This window comes from Ruegeria arenilitoris (assembly GCF_013030265.1).
GTDB lineage: Bacteria > Pseudomonadota > Alphaproteobacteria > Rhodobacterales > Rhodobacteraceae > Ruegeria > Ruegeria arenilitoris_E.
The window spans coordinates 51,559-78,032 of the sequence record NZ_WPZQ01000001.1 but is presented as its reverse complement, the minus strand read 5'-3'; the positions used below and the strand labels follow the sequence as shown (position 1 = coordinate 78,032).

The following is a 26,474-nucleotide window of genomic DNA, read 5'->3' as shown; positions in this document are numbered from 1 at the left end:
CCTTTGGGTCATCCCTTATCTAGTTGTACATCTCCTCGATGAGATGTCCGTGCTTCTTTTCAACGAAGCTGCGTTTAAGTTTCATGGTCGCGGTTAGCTCGTCATCTTCTGCCGTGAGCAATACATCGATCAGGCGGAAGTCCTTGATCTGCTCCACCCGGGCGAACTCTTTGTTCACGGCCTTAACCTCTTGCTCTACGAGGCTTTTAATCTCCTGCGCGGCACATAAAGAAGCAAAGTTGGAGAAGGGGACCTTTCGGTCCTGAGCAAATTTTTCGACGTTTTCCTGATCGATCATAATCAATGCGGTAAGGTACTTACGCCGATCACCTATGATGACTGCATCTGAGATGTAGTGACTGAATTTCAGTCGGCTTTCGATTTCGGCAGGCGTGATGTTCTTACCACCAGCTGTGATGATGATATCTTTTAGCCGTCCGGTGATCGTGACGAATCCATCGTCATCGACGTGCCCCATATCTCCGGTTCGCAACCATCCATCTGCGGTAAATGTATCCGCTGTCTTGGCGTTGTTGCGCCAATAGCCTTGAAACACATTCAGGCCTTTGACCTGGATTTCACCCTCGTCAGAAATACGCAGGTCGTTGCCAACCACAGGTCGGCCAATTGTGCCGATCTTATTGTTTTCGGTGGTGTTAATCGTTGCGATCCCAGCGGTTTCCGTCATCCCGAAACCTTCGATCAATGGAACACCAATCGCCCAGTACCATTTCAGCAATTCAGGTGAGATCGGAGCTGCACCAGTCCCGCCGCGGCGCAGTTTGTCCATTCCCAGCATCCGCCTTAGATTGCGAAGAACTAACCGATCCCAGAGCCAGTATTGGGCTGAAACGGTGGCGGGAACGGGTTTGTTTTCCAGAATATACTCCGCACGTTTCATACCAGCCCTGAGCGCCATTCCAAACGCTGCACGACCTGCCGGAGTGGCTTCTTGCGCCAGGATCAATACCTGTGAATAGATCTTTTCCCAGACCCTCGGCACAGCGGTGAATGTTGAAGGGGAAACCTCTTGCAGATTGGTAAAGACCGTCTCAGGGCTTTCTGCGAAATTCACTGTGCATCTGGCAGCGAGCGGAAAGTAGATTGAGACATCACGCTCAAGGATATGACACAGCGGAAGAAAGCAAAGCTGCTCATCAGAGGCGTATGTTGCCAGGCAATGTGCGCCCGCTTCGATTGCGGCCATGATGTTCTCATTGCTCAGCATCGCGCCTTTGGGCTTGCCAGTTGTACCTGATGTGTAAATCAGCAGCGCAGTATCCTGTGGCGACGCCAGCGCTATTTCAGCTTCAAATAGCCCGGGCTGATCGGCTTCTGCCTGCTGGCCAAGAGCATAGAGATCGTCGATCATCATGCAGCGGGGATGATCAAGGTCATGCAGACCTTCATCTTCGAGAATGATCACCTTGATAAGGTCAGGGACCTCGCTTTCAATCTCAAGAAACTTATCCAGTTGCTCTTCGTCTTCAACGATCAGAAACCGGCTGTCACTGTCATTGATCAGGTACTGAAGCTGATTGGCTGAATCAGTCGTGTAGACACCCGATGCGATCCCGCCGACGCATTGAATGCCCATATCAAACCAAGCCCATTCCTTGCGATCTTCGGAAAGGATCGAGACTACTTCTCCGCGCTGCAATCCCATTTTCCGTAACGCAAGCCCGATCCGCTTGGCATGATGCCAATAGTCGGCCCACGAGTAGGATTTCCAAATCCCGAAGTCTTTCTCACGGTGGGCGGTGCGATCACCAAGTTCGGCGCAGCGTTTTTGAAACAGACCACTGATCGTTGTGCAGCCGTCAACGTGCAGCGGTCGTTGACCCGGCGTGGCATTGAATTCAACACCATTGATGACGGTTTGGGCGGGCAGGGCTGCCATGTTCATTGTGCTCACCTCCACGTCTTTTTTCGCTTCCAGCGGCGGTTTTCTCTCGAGCCTTCTTCTTGAACACCGAGATAAAAGTTCTGGATGTCTTCGGATTGCATCAAGATATCCGCAGCACCATCCATGACAATGCGACCGACTTCCATCACATAACCATGATGAGCCAGTGCCAGCGCTGCATTTGCATTCTGTTCAACAAGCATCATCGTCATGTTTTGCTCATGATTCAGGCGACTGAGAATGCCGAAAATTTCCTGCACCAGCAGGGGAGACAAACCAAGCGATGGTTCGTCCAGCAACATGATCCGCGGGTTTGCCATCAGGCCGCGACCAATGGCCAACATCTGTTGCTGTCCGCCTGACAGCGTACCGGCCTCTTGATGGCGGCGTTCTTTGAGGATGGGGAAATAGCTGAAGACCAAATCCCGATCGTGTTCGATCTGGCCTTTGTCTGATGAGGTGTATGCACCAAGGCTCAGGTTCTCGTCCACGGTCAGCAGGGGAAAGACCTCGCGACCTTCTGGAACATGTACGATGCCTTTTTGAACAACTTTGTGCGGTTCTGATCCCTGAATGTCCTCGCCATCAAAGTTGATGGTACCTTTTTCAGGATCCATTACGCCGGACACCGTTTTCATCAGCGTTGTCTTGCCAGCGCCATTTGCCCCAAGGATCGACACGATTTGCCCATCATGCACGTCCAGCGAAACCCCACGTATGGCCATGATGGGGCCATAGAAGCTTTCGATATTGCGGATTTTCAGAATGGGTTCGCTCATGATGCTTTACCCAGATAAGCTTCTACAACGGCCGGATGGGATTGAACTTCGGCAGGCGTTCCCAGAGCCAACTTGGCACCGTCGGCCATGGCAAGAACCCGGTCTGAAACTCCTGAAACTAACCCCATATCATGCTCGACCATGAGGACGGTGATCCCCATCTGTCGTCGGATATCGTCGATCCACCACCGCATATCCGTGGTTTCTTCGACTGACAAACCCGAGGCAGGTTCATCAAGCAACAAAAGCTTGGGGTCAGTGGCCAGCGCACGTGCGACTTCCACAACCTTGCGGACCCCGTAGGGCAGGCCTGAGATCATCTTGTCCCGGAAGGCCTGTAGGTCGAGAAAGTCGATGATTTCCTCAACCTTTTCTCTGTTCTCTATCTCCTGCCGACGAACCGATGGTGCAAACAGAATTTCAGAAATGAGGTTCGTCTTGCGATGGCGATGACGTCCGACCAGAAGGTTCTGTAAAACCGTGGCGTGTTCGAACAACTCGATATTCTGAAACGTACGCGCAACCCCATAGGCCGCAACACCCGAGGGTTTGACCGCCAGCAGATCGTGCCCATCATATCTGATGGATCCAGCAAAAGGATCATAGAACCGCGAGATCAGGTTGAAGACAGTAGATTTGCCCGCACCGTTCGGCCCGACGATGGCGAACACCTCGCCTTCTTCAACCTCAAAAGACAGATCGTTTACTGCCGTCAGGCCACCGAATTTCAGAGTGACGTTTTCAAACTCCAGCAGACTCATCTCAGACGCTCCGTCTTCAGATACGACTTCTGCCGTCGGAACATGTCTTTGCGATAGAACGGGAACAGTTCAAACCAAGTACGGATCTTGAGCCAACGGCCGTAGATACCCATTGGTTCGAACAGGATGAAGCCGATCAGGATCATGCCGAAAATGCCGAACTCCAACCCCGGAATGGCGACTGTGCCGCCACCGACAAGGGCACCGACATATTCTTTGGAGATCGAAAGAAACTGCGGCAGGAACCCAATCACGATCGCTCCAAGGAAAGCACCGTGGATCGAACCCAATCCGCCGATCACAATCATCATGAGTAGCTGGATCGAGATGACGACGCTGAACGTCTCGTTGTTGAATGCGCCGGCGTATAGACCCATCAAAGCGCCAGCCCAACCTGTGACTGCGCAGGACAATGCGAATGAGATCATCTTGGTCCGCGCAATGTCCACGCCCATTGCCTGAGCAGACACTTCGGAGTCGCGGACGGCGATGAAGCTGCGCCCTAGCGGTGCCCTCAGCAGATTGATGTACCCAAGAGTGACAAGAACAGTGATCGACAGAACCAGCCAGAAGAACTGATCCGGTGTCGCCCAGCGATCAACCAGATGACCGAATATCTCAACGCCACCGAGATACTTGCCAGCAACTCCACCTGTAATGGGCTCAGCCAAAACGATTACGTCATCCATGAGAATGGATAGGGCGAGTGTAAAAATAGCAAGGTAAATACCGTGCAAGCGCAGGGCAGGGATGGCGACTGTGACACCGGCTATTCCGGTCAATACACCAGCCAGCGGGAATGCTATAAGAAACGGAACTCCTGCCTCGATCAGGATGACATTCGCATAGCAACCAAAGGCCAGAAAGGCAGCGTGCCCAAGGCTGACTTGTCCGGTATGCCCGGTCAGGACCATAAGACCCAGCCCGGCAATCGCCCAGATCAGTACGTTGGTCAGTTCACCCAGATAAAACTCGTCCAGCCACCAAGGAGCGGCCGCAACCACAGCCAACAGGAGCAGGTAGAGGCCCAGCTGATACCCATCCTTCCAGGGGCGGATATCCTGCATGTAATTGGTCTTGAATACTATGCGCATGTATCTAGACCTTTTTGACCCGAACCTGACTGAACAATCCGTGGGGACGGAAGATCAGGACAGCCAGCAATAGCGCGTAAGGGGCGATTTGGCTGTAGCCGGCAGCGATATAACGGCTGGCGAAGGGCTCAATCACACCAACAATCAATCCGCCGGCAAGTGCACCGGGAAGACTGCCGAACCCGCCGATTACCGCTGCGGCAAATGCCTTGATACCCAAAAGACCGGTTGTTGGGTCAACAGAGCCTTTAGCAGCAAACAGAATGCCAGCTATACCAGCAACCACCCCGGCCAAGGCCCAAATGAACCCCTGAACTCGCTTGACCGGGATACCCATATAGTAAGCGGCAAGCTGGTTTTGCGACGCTCCCTGCATTGCAAGGCCCAGCTTTGTTTTGCTGAAGAAAACGTAAAGACCCCACGTCAGAAGAACCGTGACCACGATGACCGCGACATCCTCCATCCCTAGGACAAGACCGCCAAATCGCACCTCTTTTCCGGCAAGTGGATTTTGCAGTGTTTGAGGTTCGTGGCCCCAGATCAATCCGGCGACAAAACGAATAACAAAGCCCAAAGCGATAGTCAGAATGACAACGGCTGTCTGGCTCTCGCCAAAGAGGCGGCGGATGATCAGGCGATCAAGCAGATAACCCAGTGCACCCATGATCCCCAGAGAAATCGGTAAAGCCAGCCAGAACGGCAGACCCATATATTCGGTGTTTGTCAGTCCGATCGTCACGAAGGCACCCAGCATCATGAAATCGCCCTGCGCGAAGTTCACTGCCTCGGTCGCCTTGTAGATCAGTACAAATCCCAGTGCGATAAGGCCATAAACACAGCCATTCGCCAGCCCGCTGATCAACAGCTGCGCATTATCCAAGCTCTCCTCCCTATACCGGTACGTCCGGCGTTATTTGCGCCCCGGTTCTCCTCCAAAAGCCGGGACGCATTTCTACTATGGCGTGATAATTACCTTTCCGTCACTCTTTTTTAGTGCCGTCGCCAGATTTGGTACGACATCCTTGAGTGCAAGGCGTTCAGAAACATCAGTTTTCCAACGCCCGTCGGCAAATCTGTCCTGAACTTCTCCGACCACGCGCATTTGATCCGCAGGCGGGGTCGACATCATCCATTGCGTCAGCCAGAACCCTTCGATGCGTTTGTTCATGAAAATCAACTGACCCATTTGTGTCAGCTTCGGCAGCTCGGTGCTGAGCTTTCCGTAGCATACCCAGCGGGCACCGTTCGGCATGGCGCAGAACACCTGCTCGGATATCTGATCAGCCACGGCGTCCAGAAAAACGCGTGGCTTCAGTTCTGCGCTGAGTTTGGCAAACTTTGACACCATGTCAGTATCGGTCGTGGCCAGAACCTCTGCCGCGCCCAATTCCTTAAGCGTCTCTGCCGTCTCAGCACGGCGAACCATCGCGATGGGATTCAATCCCAAATCCCGTCCCAAGCTGCACATCAGCTTACCCAACTGACTGGTGGCTGCGGACAGAACGAAGGCATTGCCCGCGACTTGGGCGATATCGACCATTGCCATCGCGGTCAGGGGGTTCACGATTTGCGCCGCCCCATCCTCGTCCGAGATTTCCGGGCGCAAAGGGATACACATCTGAGCTTGCGTCACGATGTATTCGGCCCAGGCACCAGATCCTGCGGCCACAAACGCAACCCGCTGGTCCTGTAATGCTTCGGCGCCGGTTCCGGTGGCGACCACATCACCGCAGCCTTCAAATCCTGCTGGCATTCCCTTGATGCGCGGCTGGCCGTATTCGCCTTTGATGAAATGAATATCGGATGGGTTAACCGACGCCGTACGCAAACGGATGAGAACTTGTCCGGGGCCGGGCTTTGGTACCGGGATTTGCGCGGCTTCCAGCCAGTCAGCGGCGTTTTCAATCACAGGCCCCGTGGCCGTATTTGAATAGCCATCAAATTTTTGAACAACCGCGGACATTGATGAGGGGATAGGGGACATGAGTGCATCCTCGGCTTTGCAGTTGTTGCCGCGCGACAGAGAGGAAGAAGGCTGGTCGCCCGTGTCGATGCAAGTATGATCGCACCCGTCCCCAGATATGTTCGCGGCAGAATTGATCCGAGCCAAACAAATGCGCCGCTCTGCGTCAATTATTCTGTCCCATAACGTAGCGGAACGGCCCCGAATGAAAGAGGAGTTCGGGCCGGCGGATCACACCGGCCCGAAAAAGTTATTGCTGAGTCAGCAAATTGCGAAGTTCCTGAATTTTCTCGACCACAGTGTCGGGTGCTGCTTTGATATCATCCAGAATCTTGATGGCCTGCGTTTTAATTTCTTGCGTCAGCGAGCTTTCCTGCACAGAAGCGACCATCTTATCATAGTCAAACTGCTGCGCAGTCAACATGCCGTCCTGAATCCAAGAGTTGAAAAGCTCCTGTCCTTGTCCAGTTAGGGCCGCAACCTGATCGCCCGCCTGATTGGCAAGGTCGGTTGCTGTGTCCGTGGCCTGATTGGCCAGATCTGTGGCAGTATCGCTTGCCTGATTTGCAAGATCTGTCGCAGCCTGACCGGCCTGTTCAGCGGCTGCATTAGCCTGATCGGCGATGCTGGATGCCGCTTCGCTTGCTTGTTCAGTCGCTGAATTGAGCGCATCACTGGCTGCTTCCTGCGCTGCGGATGCCGCTTCACCGACCGCATCGCTTGCATCTTCTGCGGCTGATTGAATTTTCTCAGCCGGTGTTTGTTCTGGTTGGTTTACATAATAGTAAGCGCCGATGCCGATCACGGCGATGACGACAATAAGGATTAGGCGGGACATGACGATCTCCTTTGGAATATGTGCCGCTGAGATGGAATAAAGCTATGTGACTTCAAAGGGGAAAACCCCGGAAACCTTTTCATATCCGGGATTTGAGCTATGCGACGCTGATCAGGCTGTATGATGGTGGCAACATCACGCCACTCGCCAAAATAGCGAGTTGAAATGCAGTGATTTCCAACACTTGAATTGACATGCCAAGGTAAGCTTATGGCGGAGAGACAGGGATTCGAACCCTGGGTCGGCTTGCACCGACAACGGTTTTCGAGACCGCCCCGTTCGACCACTCCGGCACCTCTCCGCGGGGGTCTGTGAGGGGGGGATTTAGTGATGAACGCGCAGGGGTGCAAGCAGAAAATTCCTGAAATTCGCAATCGATGGATTTTCCATTGCCTGTCCTCGGAAAAGGCCTAGGCTGAAGCCTATGACATACAGCATCCGCTACATGATTTTCTGCCTGGTTGTGCCGATGGTGGCACTCGTTTCAAACCCAATGCCGGTTGAGGCCGCAAGCCGGGACCGAATTGAGGCCTTTTTGACTACGACAGGGTTTGATGTCGCCCTCGAGAGTATTGCGCTCGCTTCTGCCTCGGCTCCGCAAATGCTGGGCATCGACCCTGATGGTTTCGGGGCCGATTGGACGCGCTTAACCGAAGAAGTTTTCGATACCGAGGAGATGCATGAAACTGCTGTATCGATTCTCGAGCAGACACTTCGCGACGAAGCGCTAAACCATGCCGTCGAGTTTTACGCCTCAGATCTTGGACAACGATTGGTCGAGGCGGAAAATGCCTCGCATATGGTCGAAGATGATGACGCGAAACAGCTTGAAGGGCAGGAAATCATCTCGGATCTCGTCAGATCAGGATCAGATCGCGTCGAAGGCCTGAAGAGGATGAACCGCGCAATCGATTCAAGCGATACGTCGCTGCGCGCGTTACAGGAAATTCAACTGAGGTTCCTTCTGGCCGCAAGTGCTTCGGGTGTCATAGATCTGCAATTCAGCGGGGATGAACTTCGTGAGGTGTTGCGAAGGAACGAGGCTCAGATGCGTCAGTCGATCCAGCTTTCAGCTTTGGCCGGCGCAGCTTACACCTATCAGGACTTCTCGGACACGGATATTGACGCCTATGCTGATGCGCTTGAGCAGCCATTGATGCAGGAAGTTTATGAACTTCTGAATGCCATTCAGTACGAAATCATGGCGATGCGGTTCGAGGTTCTTGCAGCCAGAATGGCGGAACTGCGTCCGGCACAAGATATATGATGCGTCTGATCGCAACCTTTGCCTCTGTCATCCTGCTATGGGCCGCGCCCGTTTCGGCCAGTGAATATGTTGAACGACTGGCCACAGCGATGCAGTTGGATCAGGTCGTTGAGATTTTCCGCGAAGAAGGGCTGACTCAGGGACGCGAGCTGGATGAGATGCTTCTAAGCGGGGCCGGCGGGACGTTCTTTCATGCGCAGGTTGATGATACATTTGACCCAACCTGGATGCGATCGAAGATAACCGATGCTCTTGATGCAAGGATGAATGACAAGCAGCTTGAACAGGCAGCGATCTTTTTCGAAAGCGATTTGGGCAAGACTATCGTCGCATTGGAAAACTCGGCACGCCGTGCCTTTTCGGATGAGGCGGTCGAGGAAATGGCTCAGTCATCATACGAAGATATGGACAGACAGTCCGAGTTCTTTCGGCTTATTGAAGAATACATCGAGATCAACGATCTAATCGAGCGCAACGTACAGGGTTCTTTCAGTTCCGATTACAGGTTCTTCCGCGGTATCATGGACGGGCAGGGGATCGTTGGTGATGATGGCGAGATGCTGGCCGAGCTTCTTGCGCAGAAAGACGAGACCGAAACTGTGACCCGCAATTGGTTATATTCGTTCTTGTTGCTGGCGTATCGGCCACTGAACGAAGCCCAAATGCGTGAAAACATCGCTTTTTCCAGAACCGATGCAGGGCGGGCATTGAACGACGCCCTGTTCATTGGTCTTGACGAGATGTTCAACGAGACTTCATACCAGCTTGGAATGGCTGTTGGGCGTGTTGTCGGGGCATCCGAACTGTGATGCCGGTTCTGGGTTGACTTTCCACCCGAATATTTAGATAAGCGCGCATCCCGGCCGGAATCTCCGCGCCGGGTCTCGTTATTATTTGACCTATGGGGTTCGCTCCGGGGTCGTCACACAGCCCGAAAAGGGCGCGCTGTTCGAGGTGGCCTAGGCCAAAACACCCGATTGGGGACCACAGAACGCGGGTATGAAAAGGAAAGACGCATGTTTGCGGTCCTCAAGACTGGCGGCAAGCAGTACAAGGTTCAAGCGGGTGATATCCTCCGCGTTGAAAAGCTGGCTGCCGACGCAGGTGAAACTGTTCAATTCAACGACGTTCTGATGCTGGGCGGTGACGCTCCGGTTGTTGGTGCACCTTTCGTCGAAGGCGCAGGCGTACAGGCCGAAGTGATCGAACAGATCAAAGGTGACAAGGTCATCAAATTCGTCAAGCGCCGTCGTAAGCACAGCTCGAAGCGTACCGTTGGCCACCGTCAGAAACTGACTCTGGTCAAAATCACCGACATCCTGTCGTCGGGCGCTGACAAGTCGGGCATCAAAGCTGCAACCGGTTCGGCTCCGGCTGGCGAAGCTGCTCCTGCAGCAAAAAAGCCTGCCAAGAAAGCTGAAGCCAAAGCAGAAGCACCCGCTGCAACTGCTGCCGCTGATGATCTGACCAAGCTGAACGGTGTCGGCCCTGCCGCCGCCAAGAAGCTGGCCGAAGCCGGTATCGAGAGCTTTGCCGCTCTGGCCGCCTTGTCGGACGAGCAGATTGCTGCTATCGAAACGGTCAAAGTGAAACCCGAGTGGGTTGAGCAGGCCAAAGAGCTGGCCAAAGGCTAAGGAGAGAGAGAATGGCACATAAAAAAGCTGGCGGTTCCTCCCGTAACGGTCGCGACTCAGCTGGTCGCCGCCTTGGCGTGAAACTGTATGGTGGCCAGGCTGCCATTGCAGGCAACATCATCGTACGTCAGCGCGGCACCAAGTTCTGGCCGGGCGAAGGCGTAGGCATTGGCAAAGACCACACGATCTTTGCAACTGTCGATGGCGCCGTGAAGTTCCACAAGGGACTCAAAAACCGCACCTTTATTTCGGTCCTGCCAGTGGCGGAGGCCGCAGAGTAAGCCGAAACCCAGAGGTTTAAGAAAAATTCATGGGGGACCGGCACAAAGTGCCGGTCCCCTTTCTCGTTTTCAGGAGTGGTCTTATGACCGAAGAGATCAAAACAGAGCGTCTTGTCCTGCGTCGGTTCCGGCGTGAGGATTCGTCGCGTCTGGTCACACTTCTGAACGACCTCGAGGTGGCGCGGTGGCTGACAGTAGTACCGCACCCCTATGAGGATACGCATTCGGCCGAATTCATCGACACCATGGCCAATGAACACGATGCCTTTGCGATTACTAAAGACGACACTTTGGTCGGCTGCATCTCAACCGGTTCCCAGTTGGGCTATTGGGTCGAGAAAGGATCGTGGGGGCAAGGCTTCGTCACCGAGGCCTGCCGCGCAATGATTGCACGGTTCTTTCGGTCCGATCGGTCCGAGCTCACGTCTGGTTATCACCTGGGCAATGAGCGGTCCAAGTCCGTTCTGACGAAGCTAGGGTTCAAGCCCGACGGCCAACACGCAGCGACGGTACGTTCGACCAACGAAGATGTGACCATTCAGGACGTGCTTTTGACACGCAGGGATTGGGAGGCGCAGCAATGACAGTCGCCACAACCAGTTTCCTGATTTTCGCTGCAAGTCAGGTCGGCACGCCAGGTCCTGCCAACATGGTTCTACTGGGCACGGGTGCGCGGTATGGGTTCCAAGCCGCGCTGCCGTTTGTGGCTGGTGTCATCTTGGGCAAACAGCTGATCATCTGGCCGGTAGGTTTTGGTCTGCTTCAGCTCGCGGATCAGGCGCCGATGGTCTTTACGGTCCTGAAATACGCCTCAGCGGCGTATATCTGCTGGCTGGCCTGGAAGATCGCCAATCTGCGCCTTTCACGCAGTGAGACCACCGGAGAAGTGCCTGGTTTTTGGGCGGGTTTGATTGTTCATCCCCTTAATCCAAAGGCTTGGGCCATGATCATTGCCGGGTTTACCGGGTTCGTTGCGGCTGGCACGCCCACCTTTAACGCAACGTTCACGATCGCTCTCTGTTTATTGTTTTGCCAGGTGATTTTACACCCGATCTGGACATTTGCCGGAGATAGAATTGCCCACGTGGTTGAAGGTCGACCCGCGGAAAAATATCTGATGTGGACGTTAGCGAGTCTCACTGTTGTGTCCGTACTTTTTGTGTTGTTCGGAGGAGGAACGCACTCATGAAACTTGAGACAATAATAAATCAGCCGGTCATAGAAACCGAGCGGTTCGATCTGCGCCCATTGCGCCGTTCGGATATGGGTCTCATCGAGCATTATGCAGGCGATGAGCGTGTTGCACGCATGACCACAACCATTCCGCATCCGTTACCGCCCGGTTCGACCGAGGCTTTTGTAACGCGTGCGATGTCGGAAGAGCGGGAAGAGGACGTTTGGGCCATGGATGCCACCAAGGATGGTGGACCAGAGCTGATTGGCCTGATCTCGCTTCAGGGTCTTGACCGCAATCAGTCCGAAGTGGGCTATTGGGTTGCTCCGCTCTATTGGAATACCGGTATCGCTTCACTGGCGGTCGAAGCGTTGGTTCTGGCCAACCCGCTGGAAAACTCGAACATGTTCGCCAGCGTGTTTCAGGACAATCCGGCGTCGGCCCGGGTGCTGACTCATTGCGGGTTTGAATACCTTGGTGATGCCGAAAGCTATTCGGTGGCGCGCGATGCAAACGTGCCCACCTGGACGTACAGTAAAAAACTCTGACTTGTGGCCGATGGGGCCTTTGCATTAGGGGACAGTCATGAAATTTCTCGATCTTGCAAAGGTCTACATCCGGTCCGGGGCCGGCGGTGGCGGGTGCGTCAGCTTTCGGCGCGAAAAGTACATTGAATACGGCGGTCCCGACGGCGGCGACGGCGGTAAGGGCGGGTCCGTCTGGGCCGAAGTAGTGGATGGGCTGAACACCCTGATCGACTTCCGTTATCAGCAACACTTCTTTGCCAAGAATGGCCAACCCGGTCGTGGTCAGCAACGTACTGGCAAGGATGGTGATGACATCGTCCTGCGTGTACCCGTGGGCACCGAAATCCTCGATGAAGATGAAGAGACCGTCATTTGTGACCTGACCGAAGTCGGTCAACGTGTTCTGCTGGCCAAAGGTGGAAATGGTGGCTTCGGAAACCTGCATTTCAAATCGGCCACCAACCAGGCACCACGCCGTGCCAATCCCGGACAGGGCGGCATCGATCGCACCATCTGGCTGCGACTTAAGCTGATTGCCGATGTGGGTCTGCTGGGTATGCCAAATGCCGGCAAATCAACCTTCCTCGCCGCAACTTCCAACGCGCGTCCGAAGATTGCCGATTATCCGTTTACAACTCTGCACCCAAACTTGGGTGTTGTAGGTGTCGACAACGTCGAATTTGTGGTGGCCGACATTCCCGGCTTGATCGAAGGTGCACACGAAGGGCGCGGCATTGGCGACCGGTTCCTTGGGCATGTCGAACGCTGCGCCGTTCTGCTGCATCTGGTTGATGGCACCTCTGAAACCGTGGCTGAAGACTATCGAACAATCATTCATGAGCTGGAAGCTTATGGTGGTGAGTTGGCGGAAAAACCGCGGATCACAGTATTGAACAAAGTTGATGCTTTGGATGAAGAAGAGCTCGAACTCGCCAAGACTGAGCTGGAAGAAGCTGTCGGTGGCCCCGTCATGACGATGTCTGGCGTAGCTCATCTGGGCGTCACAGATGTGTTGCGTGCTCTACGCGCGCAAATTGATGAAAATCGCCTGCGGCAAAAGCCCACTGAGGAGGCGCAGTCTTGGCAACCCTAAGCACTGCCAAACGCCTGGTTGTCAAAATCGGGTCTGCACTGCTTGTAGACCGCGAAACGGGATTGCTGCGCTCAGACTGGTTGCATTCACTGGCGCAGGACGTTGCTTGGCTCAAAGGGCAGGGGACGGATGTTATCCTGGTTTCGTCAGGCTCAATCGCCCTTGGGCGTGGGGTTCTTGGGTTGCCTTTGGCAAATCTGCCGCTGGAGCAGTCTCAGGCCGCTGCCGCTGTAGGCCAGATCAAGCTGGCGCGTGCCTATGAAGAGGCGCTTGCCCCGCATGAGATCAAAACAGCTCAGGTATTGGTAACGCTTGAGGACAGTGCAGACCGGAGGCGGTACCTGAACTCTCGTGCCACTTTGGAAACTCTGCTGAGCCTTGGCGTTGTGCCGATCGTTAATGAAAACGACACAGTTGCGACGGATGAAATCCGATATGGCGACAATGATCGTCTGGCGGCACAGATCGCGGTGACAGTGGGCGCTGATCAATTGATCCTTCTGTCGGATGTGGATGGGTTCTATTCCGGTAATCCTAACGAAGATCCCACCGCCACGCGCTACGAAGTGATTGACCAGATCACGCCCGAAATCGAAGCGATGGCCGGTGATGCCGGTTCTGGATTGTCAAAGGGCGGTATGAAAACCAAATTGCTGGCTGGTAAGATGGCTATTGCCGCCGGTTGCGATATGGCGATCACTGAAGGATCCCCGCTGAACCCTCTGAAAACGCTTGAAAATGGCGCGAACTGTACCTGGTTTACCGCTACGCTTGATCCGCACGCGGCTCGCAAGCGCTGGATTTCTGCTATGAAGCCACGTGGAGAAATCACCGTAGATGAAGGTGCTGCGCGGGCACTTGCGAATGGTAAGAGCTTGCTGCCCGCTGGTATCGTCGAAGTGACCGGCGATTTCGGGCGCGGTGATCCGGTAGCGATATTAGATCCTGGCGCACGGCGGCTGGCACAAGGTCTCAGCCGCTATACTGCGCAAGAAGCCGATGCCATCAAAGGGCGCAAATCCTCGGAAATCGAGGCCACGTTGGGTTATCCGGGCAGGGCTGCTTTGGTTCATCGTGACGATCTGGCTCTGTAAAAACGCGAACTACTAATCAGAATACTCCGACCTGAAAGGCACATAAAATGAAGGATTTCGACAACATCCCCGCCCTGATGGCCGATCTTGGAAAACGTGCGAAAGAGGCGTCCAAAGACCTTGGTTTTGCCACCGCTGAACGCAAACACGCCGCTCTGATCGCGGCAGCAGACGCAGTCTGGAAGAATCGCGCGAAGATTATCGAAGCCAATCAGAAGGATCTGGAATTTGGCCGCGAAAAGGGTTTGAGCCCGGCGATGATGGATCGCCTGATGCTGGATGAGGCCCGTATTCAGGGCATGGTCGATGGCTTGCGTACCGTTGCCGAGCAGACTGATCCGGTTGGTGAGGTTCTTTCGGAATGGGATATGCCGACGGGTCTGAACATCCAGCGCGTTCGCACACCGCTGGGCGTTATCGGAGTGATTTACGAAAGCCGTCCGAACGTGACCGCTGATGCAGGCGCGCTTTGTCTGAAATCAGGAAATGCTGTGATCCTGCGGGGCGGGTCCGAGAGCTTCCATTCTTCAACCGCTATCCATGCCTGTCTGGTCGAGGGGCTGAAGGCCGCAAATCTGCCCGAAGATGCAATTCAATTGGTACCCACACGGGACCGCGCGGCAGTTCAGGAATTGCTGACCATGACTGACTATGTGGACGTCATTGTACCGCGTGGTGGTAAAGGGCTGGTTGGGTTAGTACAGCGTGAGGCTCGGGTGCCGGTATTTGCTCACCTCGAGGGCATTGTGCACATCTATATCGACAAAGCTGCTGATCCTCAGAAAACGCTGGACGTTGTACTTAACGCCAAGACCCGTCGCACAGGCATCTGTGGCGCAGCCGAATGTCTGCTGATCCATCAGGACGTTGCAGAGACGCTTGGCAGAGACGTCATAGCAGCACTTCTGGCAGCGGGTGTGGAAGTTCACGCAGAAGGCGCTTTGGCGATTGATGGTACCGTCGCAGCCTCGGGCGAAGATTGGGGCAAAGAGTTTCTCGACAGCATCATTGCTGCAAAACCAGTTGCTGATATCGACGCTGCGATCTCGCATATTCGCGAGTTTGGCTCGAACCACACGGACTGTATCATGACCGAAGACGCCGAGGCGGCCGCGCGGTTCTTTGAACGTCTCGACAGTGCCATTCTGATGCACAACGCCTCAACCCAGTTCGCCGATGGTGGCGAGTTCGGCATGGGGGCTGAAATCGGGATTGCCACTGGCAAGATGCATGCCCGTGGCCCAGTTGGCGCAGCTCAGCTGACCAGCTTCAAGTATCTGGTTCGCGGAAACGGAACGACCCGTAGCTAGAACTTGATCGCTACGCGGGTTGAGGTGGTTTCCACCACGACCCGCCGCCCCAGAATCGCGGCTGTTTCAGGCAGCAGCGCGAATTGCACCTGAGCCGGGGTGATTTTATTTGGAAAGCGGCCGGTTGTGACATTCTTCCATAGATCACCATCAATATTCAGCTTGTCGCCAGTACCCATTACCTGCCACTGGTCGCCCCGGACGGTGATTTCAACCTCTCCGCCCATGGGCATTGCACTTTCGCAGCACATCATTGCGAGAAAGGCCAGCTTTACCTGATTGCGTGGGATGGCTTCGCTTGGTGCCCAATGGATGCGCACCCGGCCAGCGCGTTCGATATCCTTGAGCAATTCGGCGATTTCAGCACGTCCCAATGGGTGATCGCTGGCCGAGCCAAAAGCCACCCGAAAGAACCGGATCCGCGCGCCTGCGCTCCCAACGCTGCCTGATATCAGTTCCATCTCGGGGCCCTGTACGGCACCGACCATATCCAACAGCTCCAACCCATTGGTGATCGCCCCGATGGGGCTGATCAGATCGTGACAGATCCGAGAACCGATTAACTCGGCCAGGTTGACGTTGGTGTCGCCCATGCGTACCTCCTGATGCATCTGCCTATTGCCGGACCGGAGCCTCTGCATGACAGATTTGAATGCCATTCTTGCACCGGGCATGTATGTCCGTCACCCGGATTTCCCCGATTGGGGTGTTGGACAGGTTCAGTCCAACATCGCGGGCAAAATCACCGTGAATTTCCGCGAGCAGGGGAAGGTGGTGATTGACGGAACACGCATCGCTCTGATGCCGGTCTTTGATCCGTGAAACTGGTTTAAGAAAAGTTAACGGGAATAGCCAGTCGCGCACTTGTTGCCTTCGGTCGAAGAACTGGGGTATCAGCCGCCGTAGCAACAAAGGACCGATACGCCTGACATGCCGGACGCTGGCCTCTCATTCACGATCAAACTGGCTGAAACCGAAGAAGAAATGCGCGCTGCGCAGCGGTTACGCTATGACGTTTTTGTTCGTGAACTTGGTGGCGGCGGTGAGATGGTCGACCATGAGGCTGGGCTGGAGCAGGACCGTTTCGATCCCTATTTCGATCACATGCTGGCCTATGACGATGCAACGGGCGAGGTGGTCGGCGTCTACAGGCTGTTGCCGAGTGATCGCGCTGCCGAGCTTGGGCAATTCTACTCCGAAGATGAATATGACCTGACCATACTCAAGCAAAGCGGTCGCAAGCTGTTGGAACTAGGTCGGTCTTGCCTGCATCCGGACTATCGGGGTGGAACGGCCATGTATCACCTCTGGAACGGTCTTGCTGGCTACGTTGCCGAGCGAGGAATTGAGGTTCTGTTTGGGGTTGCCAGTTTTCACGGAACGGATGTTCAGGAATTAGAGCAACCACTTTCGATGTTGCACCACAACCATCTGGCGCCACCGGATCTGAGGGTGCGGGCTCAACCGAATGTGTTTCAGACTATGGATCTTGTCGCTCCCGAAGCGCTGGACCGACGCGCGGCAATGGTTCAGGTTCCCGCGCTGATCAAAGCCTATCTTAGGCTTGGTGGCTTTGTGGGCGAGGGGGCTTTCATTGATCACGCCTTCAATACCACGGATGTGTGCCTGATCCTGGATACAGCCCGTATGAATGAACGCCAAAAACGCATCTATGGCGGAGCCTAAACAGGTGAACGATCCACTCTGGAACAGTGAAGACGCCCCCGATCCAATCGAACTGGGTATTTTGGGCTGGCTGCTTGTAATCCTGCGCGGCGTGCCACTGGCACTGCTCGTATTTGGTGGCCTGATCGTGCTGCTGACCATCCGCCTTGTTGAACTGCCTCTGTTTGGGGTGAAGCGCCCGATAACGCCGTTTGTCACCCAATTTGTTTGCCGCAATGCCTTCCGAATTCTCGGAATCGGTTTTCAAAGTTCGGGCGAATTGATGAGGGAACGAGGTGCGGTCGTGGCAAACCACACTTCGTGGTTGGACATTTTCGCTTTGAACGCACGCAAACGCGTCTACTTTGTCTCCAAAGCAGAGGTGGCGAAATGGCCAGTCATCGGTTGGCTTGCACGCGCCACGGGTACCGTTTTCATAGAACGAGATCGCAAGAAAGCGCGTGAGCAAACCCAGATTTTCGAAGAACGCCTCAAAGCAGGACACAAGTTGTTGTTCTTTCCCGAAGGCACATCGACCGATGGTTTGCGGGTTTTGCCTTTTAAAACAACGCTTTTTGCTGCGTTCTTCTCAGACGAGCTGCGCGATTTCATGTTCGTCCAGCCAGTATCGGTAGTGTTTCACGCCCCAATCGGACAACCCGATCGCTTCTATGGCTGGTGGGGCGACATGGATTTTGGACCTCATCTGCTCAAGACGCTCGGCGCGCGGCGGCAAGGTACTGTCGAACTGATCTATCACTCTCCGGCCCGGGTTTGCGACTTTGAAAATCGCAAGGCACTGGCTGCGCATTGTGAAGAGGCCGTGCGCCACGCGCACAGCTTGGCGCGGCTTGAAAAATAAGGGCGATTGGCCCTTGCGCTATATCCAAAGCTGCCGTATACGCGCGCCATTCAAACCCGCAGGCGGGGTTTGGGCTTTTTGAGGGAGACATCCTCATCAAGACCGCCGGTTGGAGCATCCGCTTCTTTCACCCCCGCCCAGGCGTAAACCGGAAAAGGAAAACATAGCATGGCTCTTCCCGAGTTCTCCATGCGTCAGCTGCTGGAAGCTGGCGTTCACTTTGGTCACCAGACACAGCGTTGGAATCCCCGCATGGGCCCGTTCATTTACGGCTCGCGCAATGGCATCCACATCATGGACCTGACCCAGACCGTTCCGATGCTGGACCAGGCTCTGCAGGCCGTTCGTGACACCGTCGCTAAAGGTGGCCGCGTTCTGTTCGTTGGTACCAAGCGTCAGGCCGCTGGTCCGATCGCTGAAGCGGCTGAAAAGTCGGCTCAGTACTACATGAACCACCGCTGGCTGGGCGGCACGCTGACCAACTGGAAAACCGTTTCCCAGTCGATCAACCGTCTGAACCAGATCGACGAAGCCATGGAATCGGGCGCCGAAGGCCTGACCAAGAAAGAGCGTCTGGGCATGGAGCGTGACCAGAGCAAACTGCAGGCTTCGCTTGGCGGTATCCGCGAAATGGGCGGCGTTCCTGATCTGCTGTTCGTCATCGACGTCAAAAAAGAAGCGCTGGCCATCGCCGAAGCCAACAAGCTGGGTATCCCGGTTGTGGCTGTTGTCGACACCAACTGCTCGCCCGACGGCGTTGACTACATCATCCCCGGCAACGACGACGCAGCTCGCGCAATCTCGCTGTACTGTGACTTGGCCGCACGTGCCGCTCTGGACGGTATGACCGCTCAGATGGGCGCTGCAGGCGTTGACCTGGGTGCCTTCGAAGAAGCACCGGTCGAAGAAGCCGTTGCAGAAGAAGAAGCCCCCGCAAAAGCAGAAACTCCTGCCGAAGCGTAAGCTGCCCGTCACGTAAATGACATATGGGGCAGGGTAGACCTGCCCCAATTCCGTTTGAATTGAGGAGAGCCAAAAGATGGCAATCACAGCAGCAATGGTTAAAGAACTGCGCGACTCGACCGGCGCAGGCATGATGGACGCGAAAAAAGCGCTGACCGAAACCGAAGGCAACATGGACGAAGCCGTTGATTGGCTGCGCACCAAAGGTCTGGCCAAAGCGGCCAAGAAATCGGGCCGTACCGCAGCTGAAGGTCTGGTTGCAGTCCACGTCGACGGTGGCAACGGTGTTGCTGTTGAAGTGAACTCGGAAACCGACTTCGTTGCGAAAAACTCTGAGTTTCAGGAAATGGTCGGCAAGATCGCATACGCAGCTGAAGGCGTCGACGATGTCGAAGCTCTGCTGGCGGCCGATCTGGGCGGCAAGAGCGTTGCTGATACCCTGACCGACAAAATCGCCACCATCGGTGAAAACATGTCGGTTCGCCGCATGGCCAAACTGTCGGGCGACACCGTTGTGTCCTACGTCCACAACGCAGCCACCAATGGCATGGGTAAAATTGGCGTTCTGGTTGCTCTGTCGGGTGGTGATGAAACCATCGGCAAGCAGGTTGCGATGCACATCGCAGCTGTGAACCCTGCTGCTCTGTCCGAAGCGGATATGGATCCGGCTGTTGTCGAGAAAGAAAAGCAGGTTCAGATGGACATCGCCCGCGAATCCGGCAAGCCGGAGCAGGTGATCGAAAAGATGATCGAAGGCCGTATGAAGAAATTCGTCGCGGAATCGACACTGCTGAACCAGGCGTTTGTTGTGAACCCTGACCTGACCGTTGAAGCAGCGGCCAAAGAAGCAGGCGCAACCATCACCGGTTTTGTCCGTCTGGAAGTTGGCGAAGGCATCGTAGTCGAAAAAGAAGACTTCGCAGCCGAAGTTGCCAAGGCAGCTCAGGGCTAAGCCCGCGATTTCACGGGCGACCGTGATCGAACAAGAGCCGGTTACGCCCAAGCGTAGCCGGCTTTTTTATGTCGAGGGAAAAACCTGAAAAAAAAAGCGCCCAAAAGGCGCAGCTTGAGAACAATCATAATTTGGATTGAGGGGCCCCGCATGATGGGGATGGTCGAGGCCCCCCAAAATTTCCGACACAGGTACGCGGACGAATAGGCGCCCCTTTGTCAGAGCGATCGGAGAGCTCTGGAATTGCAAAGATCCGACCAAATGTTCCCTGGCTAAAGCCACCACTCACGGAACAGTATCACTTTGCAATTTTACGCCCAGATTCGAAAAGTCATGATTTCCTTACCTAAGGTAAATTGACGCGGATTAGCGCCGATTTTACTCTCAGGCTTCCATGACGAATATCTGGTTCTGAAGCGATGCCTTCAGTACAGCTTGAGCCGTTGTTTCGACTGACAGAGCCTCACGAGCAAGGCGAAGGTGCTTTTCAACTGTGGCCGATGTGAGCCCCATTAACAGGGCGATATCCTGCGTGGTCTTACCATCACCAACCCATTGCAGTGCTTCTTTCTGACGTTTTGTCAAAGCGCGATTGGGCGCGTTATAGGGCAGGGTCAGAATCTTGAGATGCACGACATTGTTCATAAGCAGGATGTCGTCACCATGCTCCTCCCAGAGCGCATCCAGGTCATCCTGCGTTCGGCCACTACTGTCCGACAGTGAGATCGCACCCTTTGAACGTACCGAGACCGAGTTGAAGCTGACGGTATAGCCGACGGTAACGCCTTTGGACTTGTTGTAATCAAAAACTTTGCGTTCTGCTGGTGTCATTACACCGCTGGACATCATCTCATGGATCATGCTCCAGCTGGCAGCACCTTCGTGGTTCAACGCCCATTTCAACATCGGAGCGTTAAAGTATAGGCCATCTTTCAGGAAACCCTCCAGATACCCTTCGCCATGATTGGTCAGTATCACAAAGTCTTCGGGATCACCCAGCGACGTTTCTGTCCGGTACTGTGTATAGCCGTAGAGCAGGCGGTCGAAACCGTATCCCGCCATCTGACGACAATGCCCATCCCAAAGCTCTTCAAGCGTCGTGGAATAACTTACGAAGTTCAGATATTCATGAAGGTTCATCCGCTGCCCCCATCACTTAGATGAGCTGCCAACGCATCAAGGGCCAGCACATACCCCTTGGCCCCAAAGCCACAGATCTGTCCGATGGCTACTGGTGCGATGTAGGATTTGTGGCGAAATGCTTCGCGCGCGTGGATGTTGGAAAGATGAACTTCAACAACAGGCACTTCGGCTGAAGAAATAGCATCCATCAGCGCCACAGATGTATGCGTGAAAGCTCCGGCATTCAGCACGATCCCGGCCTGCACACCACGAGCGGTATGTATCGCATCGATCAATGCGCCTTCGTGATTTGACTGCATATGCGATACAGTCAGCCCAATCGAGTTGCCGTGCGAAACGCACAGGTCTTCGATCATCTTGAGTGTCGTGTGGCCATAAACCTCAGGCTGCCGCGTTCCTAGCAGGTTGAGATTCGGGCCATTCAAAACCAGAACGTTGTGCATTATCTCACTATCCCCATACTTTCTCTTAAACGCGAAAAGGTGGGGCTGTCCACCAGCATTGCTCTTATGAGGCGAGCATTGGTGAATCTCTGTGACCAGTCTTGTCGGGAGAGCTGAAAGATTGTTGGTCAATCGTCCGTTGTGACAACAACCTTTCCGAGAACAGATCGCTTCGTCAGCAAGTCTAACGCCTCGGTTGCCTTATCCAGCGGATAACTTGCGCTGATCCGAGGCTTTATCTTTTCGTTCAGGTACATCTGAAACAGCTCGCCTATATTTTCGGCGTGGCCCTGAGGGTCGCGAAACACTGCAGCTCCCCAAAAGACCCCAACGATCTGACATCCTTTAAGCAGAGGCAAATTCAGGGGGATGTTGGGAATGCCTGCGGGAAAACCAACCACCAGATACCGACCATTCCACGCCATGCTGCGCAGCGCTGGTTCAGCATACTCACCCCCGACGGCATCATAGATCACGTCGACACCTTCACCACCGGAAAGCCGCTTAATCTCCGCTGACAAAGCCTTCTGTGCGTCCCTGTCGAGCTTTCGCGGATAGATGATCGTTTCATCAGCGCCAATTTCGCGACAAAACTTGGCCTTGTCCTCCGAAGAGACCGCAGCGATTACACGTGCGCCCATGGTTTTCCCAAGCTCAATCGCTGCAGACCCAACGCCACCGGCGGCCCCGAGTACCAACAGCGTTTCTCCGGGTTTCAACGCCGCCCGGTCTTTCAGGGCGTGGTAGGAGGTGCCGTACGTGAAGATAAAGCAGGCGGCATCTTTAAACGGCATCGTCTCGGGAAACTTGATCGCCGAAGATGCATTGATGCACAGATGCGTTGAAAATCCGCCATGGCCGGTTAGCGCCAGAACGCGATCACCCACCTGGAAACCTTCAACCCCAGATCCGGTTGCGATGACCTCACCCGAAACCTCACCACCCGGCGCAAACGGGCGAGGTGGCTTCATCTGATAAAGGTCTTGAATAATCAGTGTGTCCGGGAAATTGACGCCTGCTGCCCGCACTCTGATCAACAACTCGTTCTTTTTCGGCTCCGGATCGGACATTGTGGTCAATTCAAGAGTCTCGGGGCCTCCTGGCGCGACGCTGAGTAATGCTTGCATTTGAGTCTCTCGTAATTGCCTCTGTTAAGCACAGAAAGTTGAACCACCCGCATGTGTTGTCAAGAATTTAGCGAAATGTAATTCTGCACAGCGAAACAGCCTCGGTTTGAGAGGTTGTGTTTATGTAAGAACGGGCAACACAGAGCAGTCGATTAGAAAAGGACACCCTATGACCCCTGAACAACTCTTTTCCCTGCAGGGTAAGACTGCACTGGTCACCGGCGGTGCAACAGGTATCGGGCGCATGGCCGCCGAGGCGCTGGTGCGAGCAGGCGCAAGAGTGTTGATCGCGTCGCGAAAGGGAGACTCCTGTGAGGCTGTGGCGGCAGAATTGAACGCACTTGATGCCGAGGGAACTGCAGAGGGTTTTGCAGGAGATATCAGTACAGAAGAAGGTATTGACGCGCTGGTATCTGAAATCAAAAACCGGACGGAACGCCTTGATATTCTGATGAATAATGCGGGCATAAGTTGGGGGGCTCCGCTGGGTCAATTTCCCTATCATGCCTGGGAAAAAGTCATGTCGGTCAATGTCGCCGGTATCTTTGACCTAACGCAAAAGCTGCTGCCTATCTTGATGAAATCAGGATCCGGCGACGATCCTGCGCGCGTGGTTAATGTTGCGTCAGTTATGGGTGAAGTTCCTATGGGAGATGGGGCCTACAGCTATTCGGCTTCGAAGGCGGCAGTCATCCACCTTACAAGGATCATGGCCAAGGAACTTGCCCCGTACAACGTTACGGTTAATGCGCTGGCCCCCGGACCATTTGTCTCGCGGATGACCGCCTTCGCAACAGCAGACGAAGAAAAGAGGGAGAAGGTAGGCAAATCCGTGCCGCTGGGCAGAGTAGGCCGCGACGAAGACATCGCGGGCTGTTTGTTGTTCCTTTGCGGCCGCGGTGGCAGCTACGTGACCGGTTCGGTGATCCCTGTCTCTGGCGGTATCAACGTGGTAACGGGCGGCAATATTTTTGCCGACGCGCTATGAGCACCGATACGTTGGATATCGATGCTGTCGACGCCTATTTGGCAAATCACCTGGACGGTCATCGTGGCCCGCTGGAGGCTACTAAGTTTGCGGTGGGGCAATCTAACCCCACCTTTGAGTTAAAAACTCCAGATAAAAGCTTTGTTTTAAGGCGAAAACCGCCTGGTGTCTTGTTGAAATCGGCTCATGCTATTGACCGTGAGTTTCGTGTGCAGAGCGCTCTTGCAGGCAGCAAGGTGCCGGTGCCCAAGATGTATCTGCTATGCGAAGATGACGACATCATTGGATCCGCCTTTTATGTAATGGAACATTTGCAGGGGCGAACCTTTCTAGAGCCGACGATGAAAGGCGAATCCAACGAAACCAGAACCGCAATACTGGACGAAATGAACCGGGTTCTGGCCGAGCTTCATATGGTCGATATCGATGCGGTTGGATTGTCTGACTATGGACCGACGGGAAACTACTTTGAACGTCAGATTGCGCGTTGGACCAAACAGTACCGGGCTTCGGAAACCAACGAGATTGCAGATATGGACGCTCTGATTTCTGCGTTGGAAGCCTCGATTCCGGAAGATGATGGTCAGCGCACTCTGGTGCATGGTGACTACAGGATCGACAACCTGATGTTCGAGCGTGACGGCAGCCGTTGTATCGGGGTTCTGGACTGGGAACTGTCAACGATTGGCCATCCATATGCCGATTTGGCTGCTGTCATTATGCAATGGCAAATGCCACCGGGTAGAGAGGGACGGGGGCTTGCCGGTATCGATCGCGATAGCCTTGGCCTACCATCGGACCAAGCCTTTATCGCCAGATATTGCGAGCATCGCGGGATATCCGGTATCGAAAACTTCGGCTTTTATCTTGCTTTCAACTTCTTTCGTATGGCGGGCATCCTGCAAGGGGTCTACAAGCGCGCACTCGATGGGAATGCATCGGATCCTGCACGCGCGCAGGCCTTTGGCGCCTATGTTCCTGTTTTTGCACAACATGGGTTGTCAGCATTGAAGTGATAGGAAACGCGCATGGCCACAGATGATCTAGCCGAACCCGGTCAAGGGGAAAAAGACAGGAACTTTGTCACTTCGCTGGCGCGTGGCCTGCAAATTCTGCGTTGTTATCGCCATGGTGAGGCAGCTTTAACCAATACCGATTTCTCTGATCGAACAGGTTTGCCGAAACCCACAATTTCTCGATTGACCCACACACTTTGCCAACTTGGCTATTTGGTTCAGGATCATCCCGGGGGCTCATACAGGCTTGGGGCAGGGGTTCTGAGGCTGGGTTTCAGCGTCTTGGCCGGAACAGATATCTGCGAACGCGCGACGGATGTGTTGCGCGATCTAAGAAGCGGAGCGAACCCCTATCTTACAGTCGCACTGGGAGAAGCCCACCGCGCCGAAGTGATCTACGTGGCGGTAAACCGATCGACCGAGAATGTTGCGCTAACCATGCATGTCGGATCACGCCTGCCATTGTTCACCTCGGCAATGGGCCGCTCCATTCTGGTTGGAATGCCCCAAGACCGCCAAGAGGCAGCAATCGAAGCTGCAAAACAAGATCTCGGCTTGGGGAAGGTTCAGCTGCAAGATTCGATAAAAACTGCGCAAGATGAATATGATAGGCATGGGTATTGCACCGGATACTCGCTCTGGCGCGACGATGTTCATGCCATCTCTGTTCCAGTCCCTTCACCACAAGATGACCGGTTCTTCGGACTGAATATCGGTGGGCCTAGTTTCTATGTCAAACCGGAAGAACTGGAAAATGAACACGCTGAAAGATTGAAGTCTGCTGCACACGAGTTGGGGATGCGGCCTTAGAGCCTACTTGTCCAGCGAAAGCTCAAGGTCCAGATTCCCCAGGCTGTTCTTTCCAAAGAACATCTCGGGCCCGACAAACATGCTGGGTACGCCAAACACACCGCTTCGCACTGCTGCCTTGGTTTGCTCTTTCAACTTCTGTTTGATGTCGGCGCTCGAGATCGCTTCTCGGATCTTTCTTATAGGAAGACCATTTTCCTGAAGAACATCAGACAAAACGTTAAGGTCATCGATCTTTTGGCCATGCACCCAAATTGCGTCAAAAATAGCATCTATGTATTTGTTTTCCCATGGTTTACCCATCGCAAACACCGCACCTCGCATAGCGAATTTTGTATTCAGTGGGAAATGCGGGCTCATGTGAAAGCTAATTCCGCGACGTCGCGCGAAACGGTGTAGATCATGCGTCAGGTAAGCCGATTTTTGTCGGTTCTCCGCAAATGCCTGAAAGGGGCTCTGGTTATTCGTCGCCTTAAAAACAATACTTAGTAGTATCGGAACATTCCGCAGATCGGCCGAGCGGCGACTGATAAGATCCGGTAGTACCTTGTGCGCAAGAAACGCATTAGGACTACTAAAATCATACATAAAATCAACACTATGCGGCATGATCTTACTCCGAAATAATTCTTTGATGCGGGGAAAAACAAAAACACTGCGAATCTTTACCTGTTTCAGTTTAGCAGCGTCACTGTGCAGACGCCGATACTGCTTTGGCTTTTCAGGCAAACCCTTTCATTTTTGTCTGTCGTTTCATCGGACAAGGCGGCAAGATCACCTCAGA

At 54.3% G+C, this 26,474-nt stretch carries 30 protein-coding genes and 1 tRNA gene; 18 read left to right on the top strand and 13 right to left on the bottom strand.

What is annotated here, in order from left to right; genetic code table 11:
• Window positions 1-19: 19 nt before the first annotated feature.
• The 8 genes from GOX61_RS00415 to GOX61_RS00380 form a co-directional block, all read right to left on the bottom strand.
• Window positions 20-1,906 (bottom strand): AMP-dependent synthetase/ligase, encoded by a 1,887-nt coding sequence (locus tag GOX61_RS00415; protein WP_170330434.1) that lies wholly within the window; start codon window positions 1,904-1,906, stop codon window positions 20-22.
• A 5-nt stretch (window positions 1,907-1,911) separates the two neighbouring features.
• The gene (locus GOX61_RS00410; protein WP_170330433.1) at window positions 1,912-2,685 is read right to left on the bottom strand and encodes an ABC transporter ATP-binding protein; all 774 of its coding nucleotides are present in this window, start codon (window positions 2,683-2,685) and stop codon (window positions 1,912-1,914) included.
• A complete protein-coding gene (locus GOX61_RS00405; protein WP_170330431.1) occupies window positions 2,682-3,446 on the bottom strand; it encodes an ABC transporter ATP-binding protein in 765 nt (254 codons plus the stop codon). The genes GOX61_RS00410 and GOX61_RS00405 overlap by 4 nt, the downstream gene beginning before the upstream one ends.
• The gene (locus GOX61_RS00400; RefSeq protein WP_170330429.1) at window positions 3,443-4,540 is read right to left on the bottom strand and encodes a branched-chain amino acid ABC transporter permease; all 1,098 of its coding nucleotides are present in this window, start codon (window positions 4,538-4,540) and stop codon (window positions 3,443-3,445) included. The genes GOX61_RS00405 and GOX61_RS00400 overlap by 4 nt, the downstream gene beginning before the upstream one ends.
• Before the next feature lie 4 nt (window positions 4,541-4,544).
• Window positions 4,545-5,420: a branched-chain amino acid ABC transporter permease gene (locus tag GOX61_RS00395; RefSeq protein ID WP_155143195.1), complete on the bottom strand. Its 876-nt coding sequence runs from the start codon at window positions 5,418-5,420 to the stop codon at window positions 4,545-4,547.
• 75 nt (window positions 5,421-5,495) lie between these two features.
• Complete coding sequence (locus GOX61_RS00390) at window positions 5,496-6,524, bottom strand: alcohol dehydrogenase catalytic domain-containing protein (protein WP_170330427.1); 1,029 nt, start codon at window positions 6,522-6,524, stop codon at window positions 5,496-5,498.
• A 229-nt stretch (window positions 6,525-6,753) separates the two neighbouring features.
• Window positions 6,754-7,341, bottom strand: a complete 588-nt coding sequence (locus GOX61_RS00385; RefSeq protein ID WP_170330426.1) for a hypothetical protein — start codon at window positions 7,339-7,341, stop codon at window positions 6,754-6,756.
• A 211-nt stretch (window positions 7,342-7,552) separates the two neighbouring features.
• Window positions 7,553-7,642, bottom strand: a tRNA-Ser gene (locus GOX61_RS00380).
• Window positions 7,643-7,765: 123 nt separating this feature from the next.
• On the opposite strand from GOX61_RS00380, the gene GOX61_RS00375 reads away from it, so the two are divergent.
• The 10 genes from GOX61_RS00375 (at window position 7,766) to GOX61_RS00330 (ending at window position 15,721) form a co-directional block, all read left to right on the top strand.
• Window positions 7,766-8,608, top strand: coding sequence for a DUF2059 domain-containing protein (locus GOX61_RS00375; protein WP_170330424.1), 843 nt, complete (start codon window positions 7,766-7,768; stop codon window positions 8,606-8,608).
• Window positions 8,608-9,417, top strand: a complete 810-nt coding sequence (locus GOX61_RS00370) for a DUF2059 domain-containing protein (protein ID WP_155143202.1) — start codon at window positions 8,608-8,610, stop codon at window positions 9,415-9,417. The genes GOX61_RS00375 and GOX61_RS00370 overlap by 1 nt, the downstream gene beginning before the upstream one ends.
• Before the next feature lie 207 nt (window positions 9,418-9,624).
• A complete protein-coding gene (locus tag GOX61_RS00365; protein ID WP_170330422.1) occupies window positions 9,625-10,242 on the top strand; it encodes a 50S ribosomal protein L21 in 618 nt (205 codons plus the stop codon).
• A gap of 11 nt (window positions 10,243-10,253) precedes the next feature.
• Window positions 10,254-10,523 carry a 50S ribosomal protein L27 gene (rpmA, locus tag GOX61_RS00360; protein ID WP_050602452.1) on the top strand — a complete coding sequence of 90 codons (270 nt, stop codon included), beginning with the start codon at window positions 10,254-10,256 and terminating at the stop codon, window positions 10,521-10,523.
• 83 nt (window positions 10,524-10,606) lie between these two features.
• Complete coding sequence (locus GOX61_RS00355) at window positions 10,607-11,107, top strand: GNAT family N-acetyltransferase (RefSeq protein WP_170330420.1); 501 nt, start codon at window positions 10,607-10,609, stop codon at window positions 11,105-11,107.
• The gene (locus GOX61_RS00350) at window positions 11,104-11,712 is read left to right on the top strand and encodes a LysE family translocator (RefSeq protein ID WP_170330419.1); all 609 of its coding nucleotides are present in this window, start codon (window positions 11,104-11,106) and stop codon (window positions 11,710-11,712) included. Before GOX61_RS00355 ends, GOX61_RS00350 begins: the two co-directional genes overlap by 4 nt.
• Window positions 11,709-12,245, top strand: a complete 537-nt coding sequence (locus GOX61_RS00345) for a GNAT family N-acetyltransferase (protein ID WP_155143188.1) — start codon at window positions 11,709-11,711, stop codon at window positions 12,243-12,245. Before GOX61_RS00350 ends, GOX61_RS00345 begins: the two co-directional genes overlap by 4 nt.
• Before the next feature lie 37 nt (window positions 12,246-12,282).
• Window positions 12,283-13,317, top strand: a complete 1,035-nt coding sequence (gene obgE, locus GOX61_RS00340; RefSeq protein WP_170330417.1) for a GTPase ObgE — start codon at window positions 12,283-12,285, stop codon at window positions 13,315-13,317.
• A complete protein-coding gene (proB, locus tag GOX61_RS00335; protein ID WP_170330415.1) occupies window positions 13,305-14,411 on the top strand; it encodes a glutamate 5-kinase in 1,107 nt (368 codons plus the stop codon). Before obgE ends, proB begins: the two co-directional genes overlap by 13 nt.
• Before the next feature lie 47 nt (window positions 14,412-14,458).
• Window positions 14,459-15,721: a glutamate-5-semialdehyde dehydrogenase gene (locus GOX61_RS00330; RefSeq protein ID WP_170330413.1), complete on the top strand. Its 1,263-nt coding sequence runs from the start codon at window positions 14,459-14,461 to the stop codon at window positions 15,719-15,721.
• Here GOX61_RS00330 and GOX61_RS00325 read toward each other — a convergent pair.
• Complete coding sequence (locus GOX61_RS00325) at window positions 15,718-16,314, bottom strand: histidine phosphotransferase family protein (protein ID WP_170330411.1); 597 nt, start codon at window positions 16,312-16,314, stop codon at window positions 15,718-15,720. The genes GOX61_RS00330 and GOX61_RS00325 overlap by 4 nt on opposite strands.
• A gap of 46 nt (window positions 16,315-16,360) precedes the next feature.
• Here GOX61_RS00325 and GOX61_RS00320 point away from each other — a divergent pair, with 46 nt between their 5' ends.
• The 5 genes from GOX61_RS00320 to tsf all read left to right on the top strand — a co-directional run bounded on the left by GOX61_RS00320 (window position 16,361) and on the right by tsf (window position 20,163).
• Window positions 16,361-16,543: a DUF3553 domain-containing protein gene (locus GOX61_RS00320; protein ID WP_008756567.1), complete on the top strand. Its 183-nt coding sequence runs from the start codon at window positions 16,361-16,363 to the stop codon at window positions 16,541-16,543.
• 108 nt (window positions 16,544-16,651) lie between these two features.
• The gene (locus GOX61_RS00315) at window positions 16,652-17,407 is read left to right on the top strand and encodes a GNAT family N-acetyltransferase (RefSeq protein WP_170330410.1); all 756 of its coding nucleotides are present in this window, start codon (window positions 16,652-16,654) and stop codon (window positions 17,405-17,407) included.
• The gene (locus GOX61_RS00310) at window positions 17,394-18,248 is read left to right on the top strand and encodes a lysophospholipid acyltransferase family protein (RefSeq protein WP_155143201.1); all 855 of its coding nucleotides are present in this window, start codon (window positions 17,394-17,396) and stop codon (window positions 18,246-18,248) included. Before GOX61_RS00315 ends, GOX61_RS00310 begins: the two co-directional genes overlap by 14 nt.
• Window positions 18,249-18,416: 168 nt before the next feature.
• On the top strand, window positions 18,417-19,211 hold the full coding sequence (gene rpsB, locus GOX61_RS00305; RefSeq protein WP_155143182.1) for a 30S ribosomal protein S2: 795 nt from the start codon (window positions 18,417-18,419) through the stop codon (window positions 19,209-19,211).
• A 76-nt stretch (window positions 19,212-19,287) separates the two neighbouring features.
• Complete coding sequence (gene tsf, locus GOX61_RS00300) at window positions 19,288-20,163, top strand: translation elongation factor Ts (RefSeq protein WP_170330408.1); 876 nt, start codon at window positions 19,288-19,290, stop codon at window positions 20,161-20,163.
• A 384-nt stretch (window positions 20,164-20,547) separates the two neighbouring features.
• Here the strand turns inward: tsf and GOX61_RS00295 are convergent, their stop codons facing one another.
• The 3 genes from GOX61_RS00295 to GOX61_RS00285 all read right to left on the bottom strand — a co-directional run bounded on the left by GOX61_RS00295 (window position 20,548) and on the right by GOX61_RS00285 (window position 22,876).
• Window positions 20,548-21,303 (bottom strand): autoinducer binding domain-containing protein, encoded by a 756-nt coding sequence (locus GOX61_RS00295; protein WP_155143180.1) that lies wholly within the window; start codon window positions 21,301-21,303, stop codon window positions 20,548-20,550.
• Window positions 21,300-21,749: a type II 3-dehydroquinate dehydratase gene (aroQ, locus tag GOX61_RS00290; RefSeq protein ID WP_170330406.1), complete on the bottom strand. Its 450-nt coding sequence runs from the start codon at window positions 21,747-21,749 to the stop codon at window positions 21,300-21,302. Before aroQ ends, GOX61_RS00295 begins: the two co-directional genes overlap by 4 nt.
• 128 nt (window positions 21,750-21,877) lie before the next feature.
• Complete coding sequence (locus GOX61_RS00285) at window positions 21,878-22,876, bottom strand: NADPH:quinone oxidoreductase family protein (RefSeq protein ID WP_170330404.1); 999 nt, start codon at window positions 22,874-22,876, stop codon at window positions 21,878-21,880.
• Window positions 22,877-23,045: 169 nt separating this feature from the next.
• On the opposite strand from GOX61_RS00285, the gene GOX61_RS00280 reads away from it, so the two are divergent.
• Genes GOX61_RS00280 through GOX61_RS00270 form a run of 3 tightly spaced genes read left to right on the top strand, consistent with a single transcriptional unit; the run spans window position 23,046 to window position 25,690 of the window.
• Entirely contained in the window at window positions 23,046-23,864 is an 819-nt protein-coding gene (locus GOX61_RS00280) for an SDR family NAD(P)-dependent oxidoreductase (RefSeq protein ID WP_155143177.1), read from the top strand.
• A complete protein-coding gene (locus GOX61_RS00275; protein WP_170330402.1) occupies window positions 23,861-24,880 on the top strand; it encodes a phosphotransferase family protein in 1,020 nt (339 codons plus the stop codon). The genes GOX61_RS00280 and GOX61_RS00275 overlap by 4 nt, the downstream gene beginning before the upstream one ends.
• Before the next feature lie 12 nt (window positions 24,881-24,892).
• Entirely contained in the window at window positions 24,893-25,690 is a 798-nt protein-coding gene (locus GOX61_RS00270; RefSeq protein ID WP_170330400.1) for an IclR family transcriptional regulator, read from the top strand.
• Window positions 25,691-25,693: 3 nt separating this feature from the next.
• Here the strand turns inward: GOX61_RS00270 and GOX61_RS00265 are convergent, their stop codons facing one another.
• Window positions 25,694-26,419 (bottom strand): 2-hydroxychromene-2-carboxylate isomerase, encoded by a 726-nt coding sequence (locus tag GOX61_RS00265; RefSeq protein WP_170330398.1) that lies wholly within the window; start codon window positions 26,417-26,419, stop codon window positions 25,694-25,696.
• Between the last annotated feature and the right edge of the window lie 55 nt (window positions 26,420-26,474).

What these genes read in the sequence shown, in the direction of transcription:
- GOX61_RS00415 (WP_170330434.1), bottom strand. Translation starts at nt 1,906, where the DNA reads ATGAACATGGCAGCCCTGCCCGCCCAAACCGTCATCAATGGTGTTGAA.
- GOX61_RS00410 (WP_170330433.1), bottom strand. Translation starts at nt 2,685, where the DNA reads ATGAGCGAACCCATTCTGAAAATCCGCAATATCGAAAGCTTCTATGGC.
- GOX61_RS00405 (WP_170330431.1), bottom strand. Translation starts at nt 3,446, where the DNA reads ATGAGTCTGCTGGAGTTTGAAAACGTCACTCTGAAATTCGGTGGCCTG.
- GOX61_RS00400 (WP_170330429.1), bottom strand. Translation starts at nt 4,540, where the DNA reads ATGCGCATAGTATTCAAGACCAATTACATGCAGGATATCCGCCCCTGG.
- GOX61_RS00390 (WP_170330427.1), bottom strand. Translation starts at nt 6,524, where the DNA reads ATGTCCCCTATCCCCTCATCAATGTCCGCGGTTGTTCAAAAATTTGAT.
- GOX61_RS00385 (WP_170330426.1), bottom strand. Translation starts at nt 7,341, where the DNA reads ATGTCCCGCCTAATCCTTATTGTCGTCATCGCCGTGATCGGCATCGGC.
- GOX61_RS00375 (WP_170330424.1), top strand. Translation starts at nt 7,766, where the DNA reads ATGACATACAGCATCCGCTACATGATTTTCTGCCTGGTTGTGCCGATG.
- GOX61_RS00370 (WP_155143202.1), top strand. Translation starts at nt 8,608, where the DNA reads ATGCGTCTGATCGCAACCTTTGCCTCTGTCATCCTGCTATGGGCCGCG.
- GOX61_RS00365 (WP_170330422.1), top strand. Translation starts at nt 9,625, where the DNA reads ATGTTTGCGGTCCTCAAGACTGGCGGCAAGCAGTACAAGGTTCAAGCG.
- rpmA (WP_050602452.1), top strand. Translation starts at nt 10,254, where the DNA reads ATGGCACATAAAAAAGCTGGCGGTTCCTCCCGTAACGGTCGCGACTCA.
- GOX61_RS00355 (WP_170330420.1), top strand. Translation starts at nt 10,607, where the DNA reads ATGACCGAAGAGATCAAAACAGAGCGTCTTGTCCTGCGTCGGTTCCGG.
- GOX61_RS00350 (WP_170330419.1), top strand. Translation starts at nt 11,104, where the DNA reads ATGACAGTCGCCACAACCAGTTTCCTGATTTTCGCTGCAAGTCAGGTC.
- GOX61_RS00345 (WP_155143188.1), top strand. Translation starts at nt 11,709, where the DNA reads ATGAAACTTGAGACAATAATAAATCAGCCGGTCATAGAAACCGAGCGG.
- obgE (WP_170330417.1), top strand. Translation starts at nt 12,283, where the DNA reads ATGAAATTTCTCGATCTTGCAAAGGTCTACATCCGGTCCGGGGCCGGC.
- GOX61_RS00330 (WP_170330413.1), top strand. Translation starts at nt 14,459, where the DNA reads ATGAAGGATTTCGACAACATCCCCGCCCTGATGGCCGATCTTGGAAAA.
- GOX61_RS00325 (WP_170330411.1), bottom strand. Translation starts at nt 16,314, where the DNA reads ATGGGCGACACCAACGTCAACCTGGCCGAGTTAATCGGTTCTCGGATC.
- GOX61_RS00320 (WP_008756567.1), top strand. Translation starts at nt 16,361, where the DNA reads ATGACAGATTTGAATGCCATTCTTGCACCGGGCATGTATGTCCGTCAC.
- GOX61_RS00315 (WP_170330410.1), top strand. Translation starts at nt 16,652, where the DNA reads ATGCCGGACGCTGGCCTCTCATTCACGATCAAACTGGCTGAAACCGAA.
- GOX61_RS00310 (WP_155143201.1), top strand. Translation starts at nt 17,394, where the DNA reads ATGGCGGAGCCTAAACAGGTGAACGATCCACTCTGGAACAGTGAAGAC.
- rpsB (WP_155143182.1), top strand. Translation starts at nt 18,417, where the DNA reads ATGGCTCTTCCCGAGTTCTCCATGCGTCAGCTGCTGGAAGCTGGCGTT.
- tsf (WP_170330408.1), top strand. Translation starts at nt 19,288, where the DNA reads ATGGCAATCACAGCAGCAATGGTTAAAGAACTGCGCGACTCGACCGGC.
- GOX61_RS00295 (WP_155143180.1), bottom strand. Translation starts at nt 21,303, where the DNA reads ATGAACCTTCATGAATATCTGAACTTCGTAAGTTATTCCACGACGCTT.
- aroQ (WP_170330406.1), bottom strand. Translation starts at nt 21,749, where the DNA reads ATGCACAACGTTCTGGTTTTGAATGGCCCGAATCTCAACCTGCTAGGA.
- GOX61_RS00285 (WP_170330404.1), bottom strand. Translation starts at nt 22,876, where the DNA reads ATGCAAGCATTACTCAGCGTCGCGCCAGGAGGCCCCGAGACTCTTGAA.
- GOX61_RS00280 (WP_155143177.1), top strand. Translation starts at nt 23,046, where the DNA reads ATGACCCCTGAACAACTCTTTTCCCTGCAGGGTAAGACTGCACTGGTC.
- GOX61_RS00275 (WP_170330402.1), top strand. Translation starts at nt 23,861, where the DNA reads ATGAGCACCGATACGTTGGATATCGATGCTGTCGACGCCTATTTGGCA.
- GOX61_RS00270 (WP_170330400.1), top strand. Translation starts at nt 24,893, where the DNA reads ATGGCCACAGATGATCTAGCCGAACCCGGTCAAGGGGAAAAAGACAGG.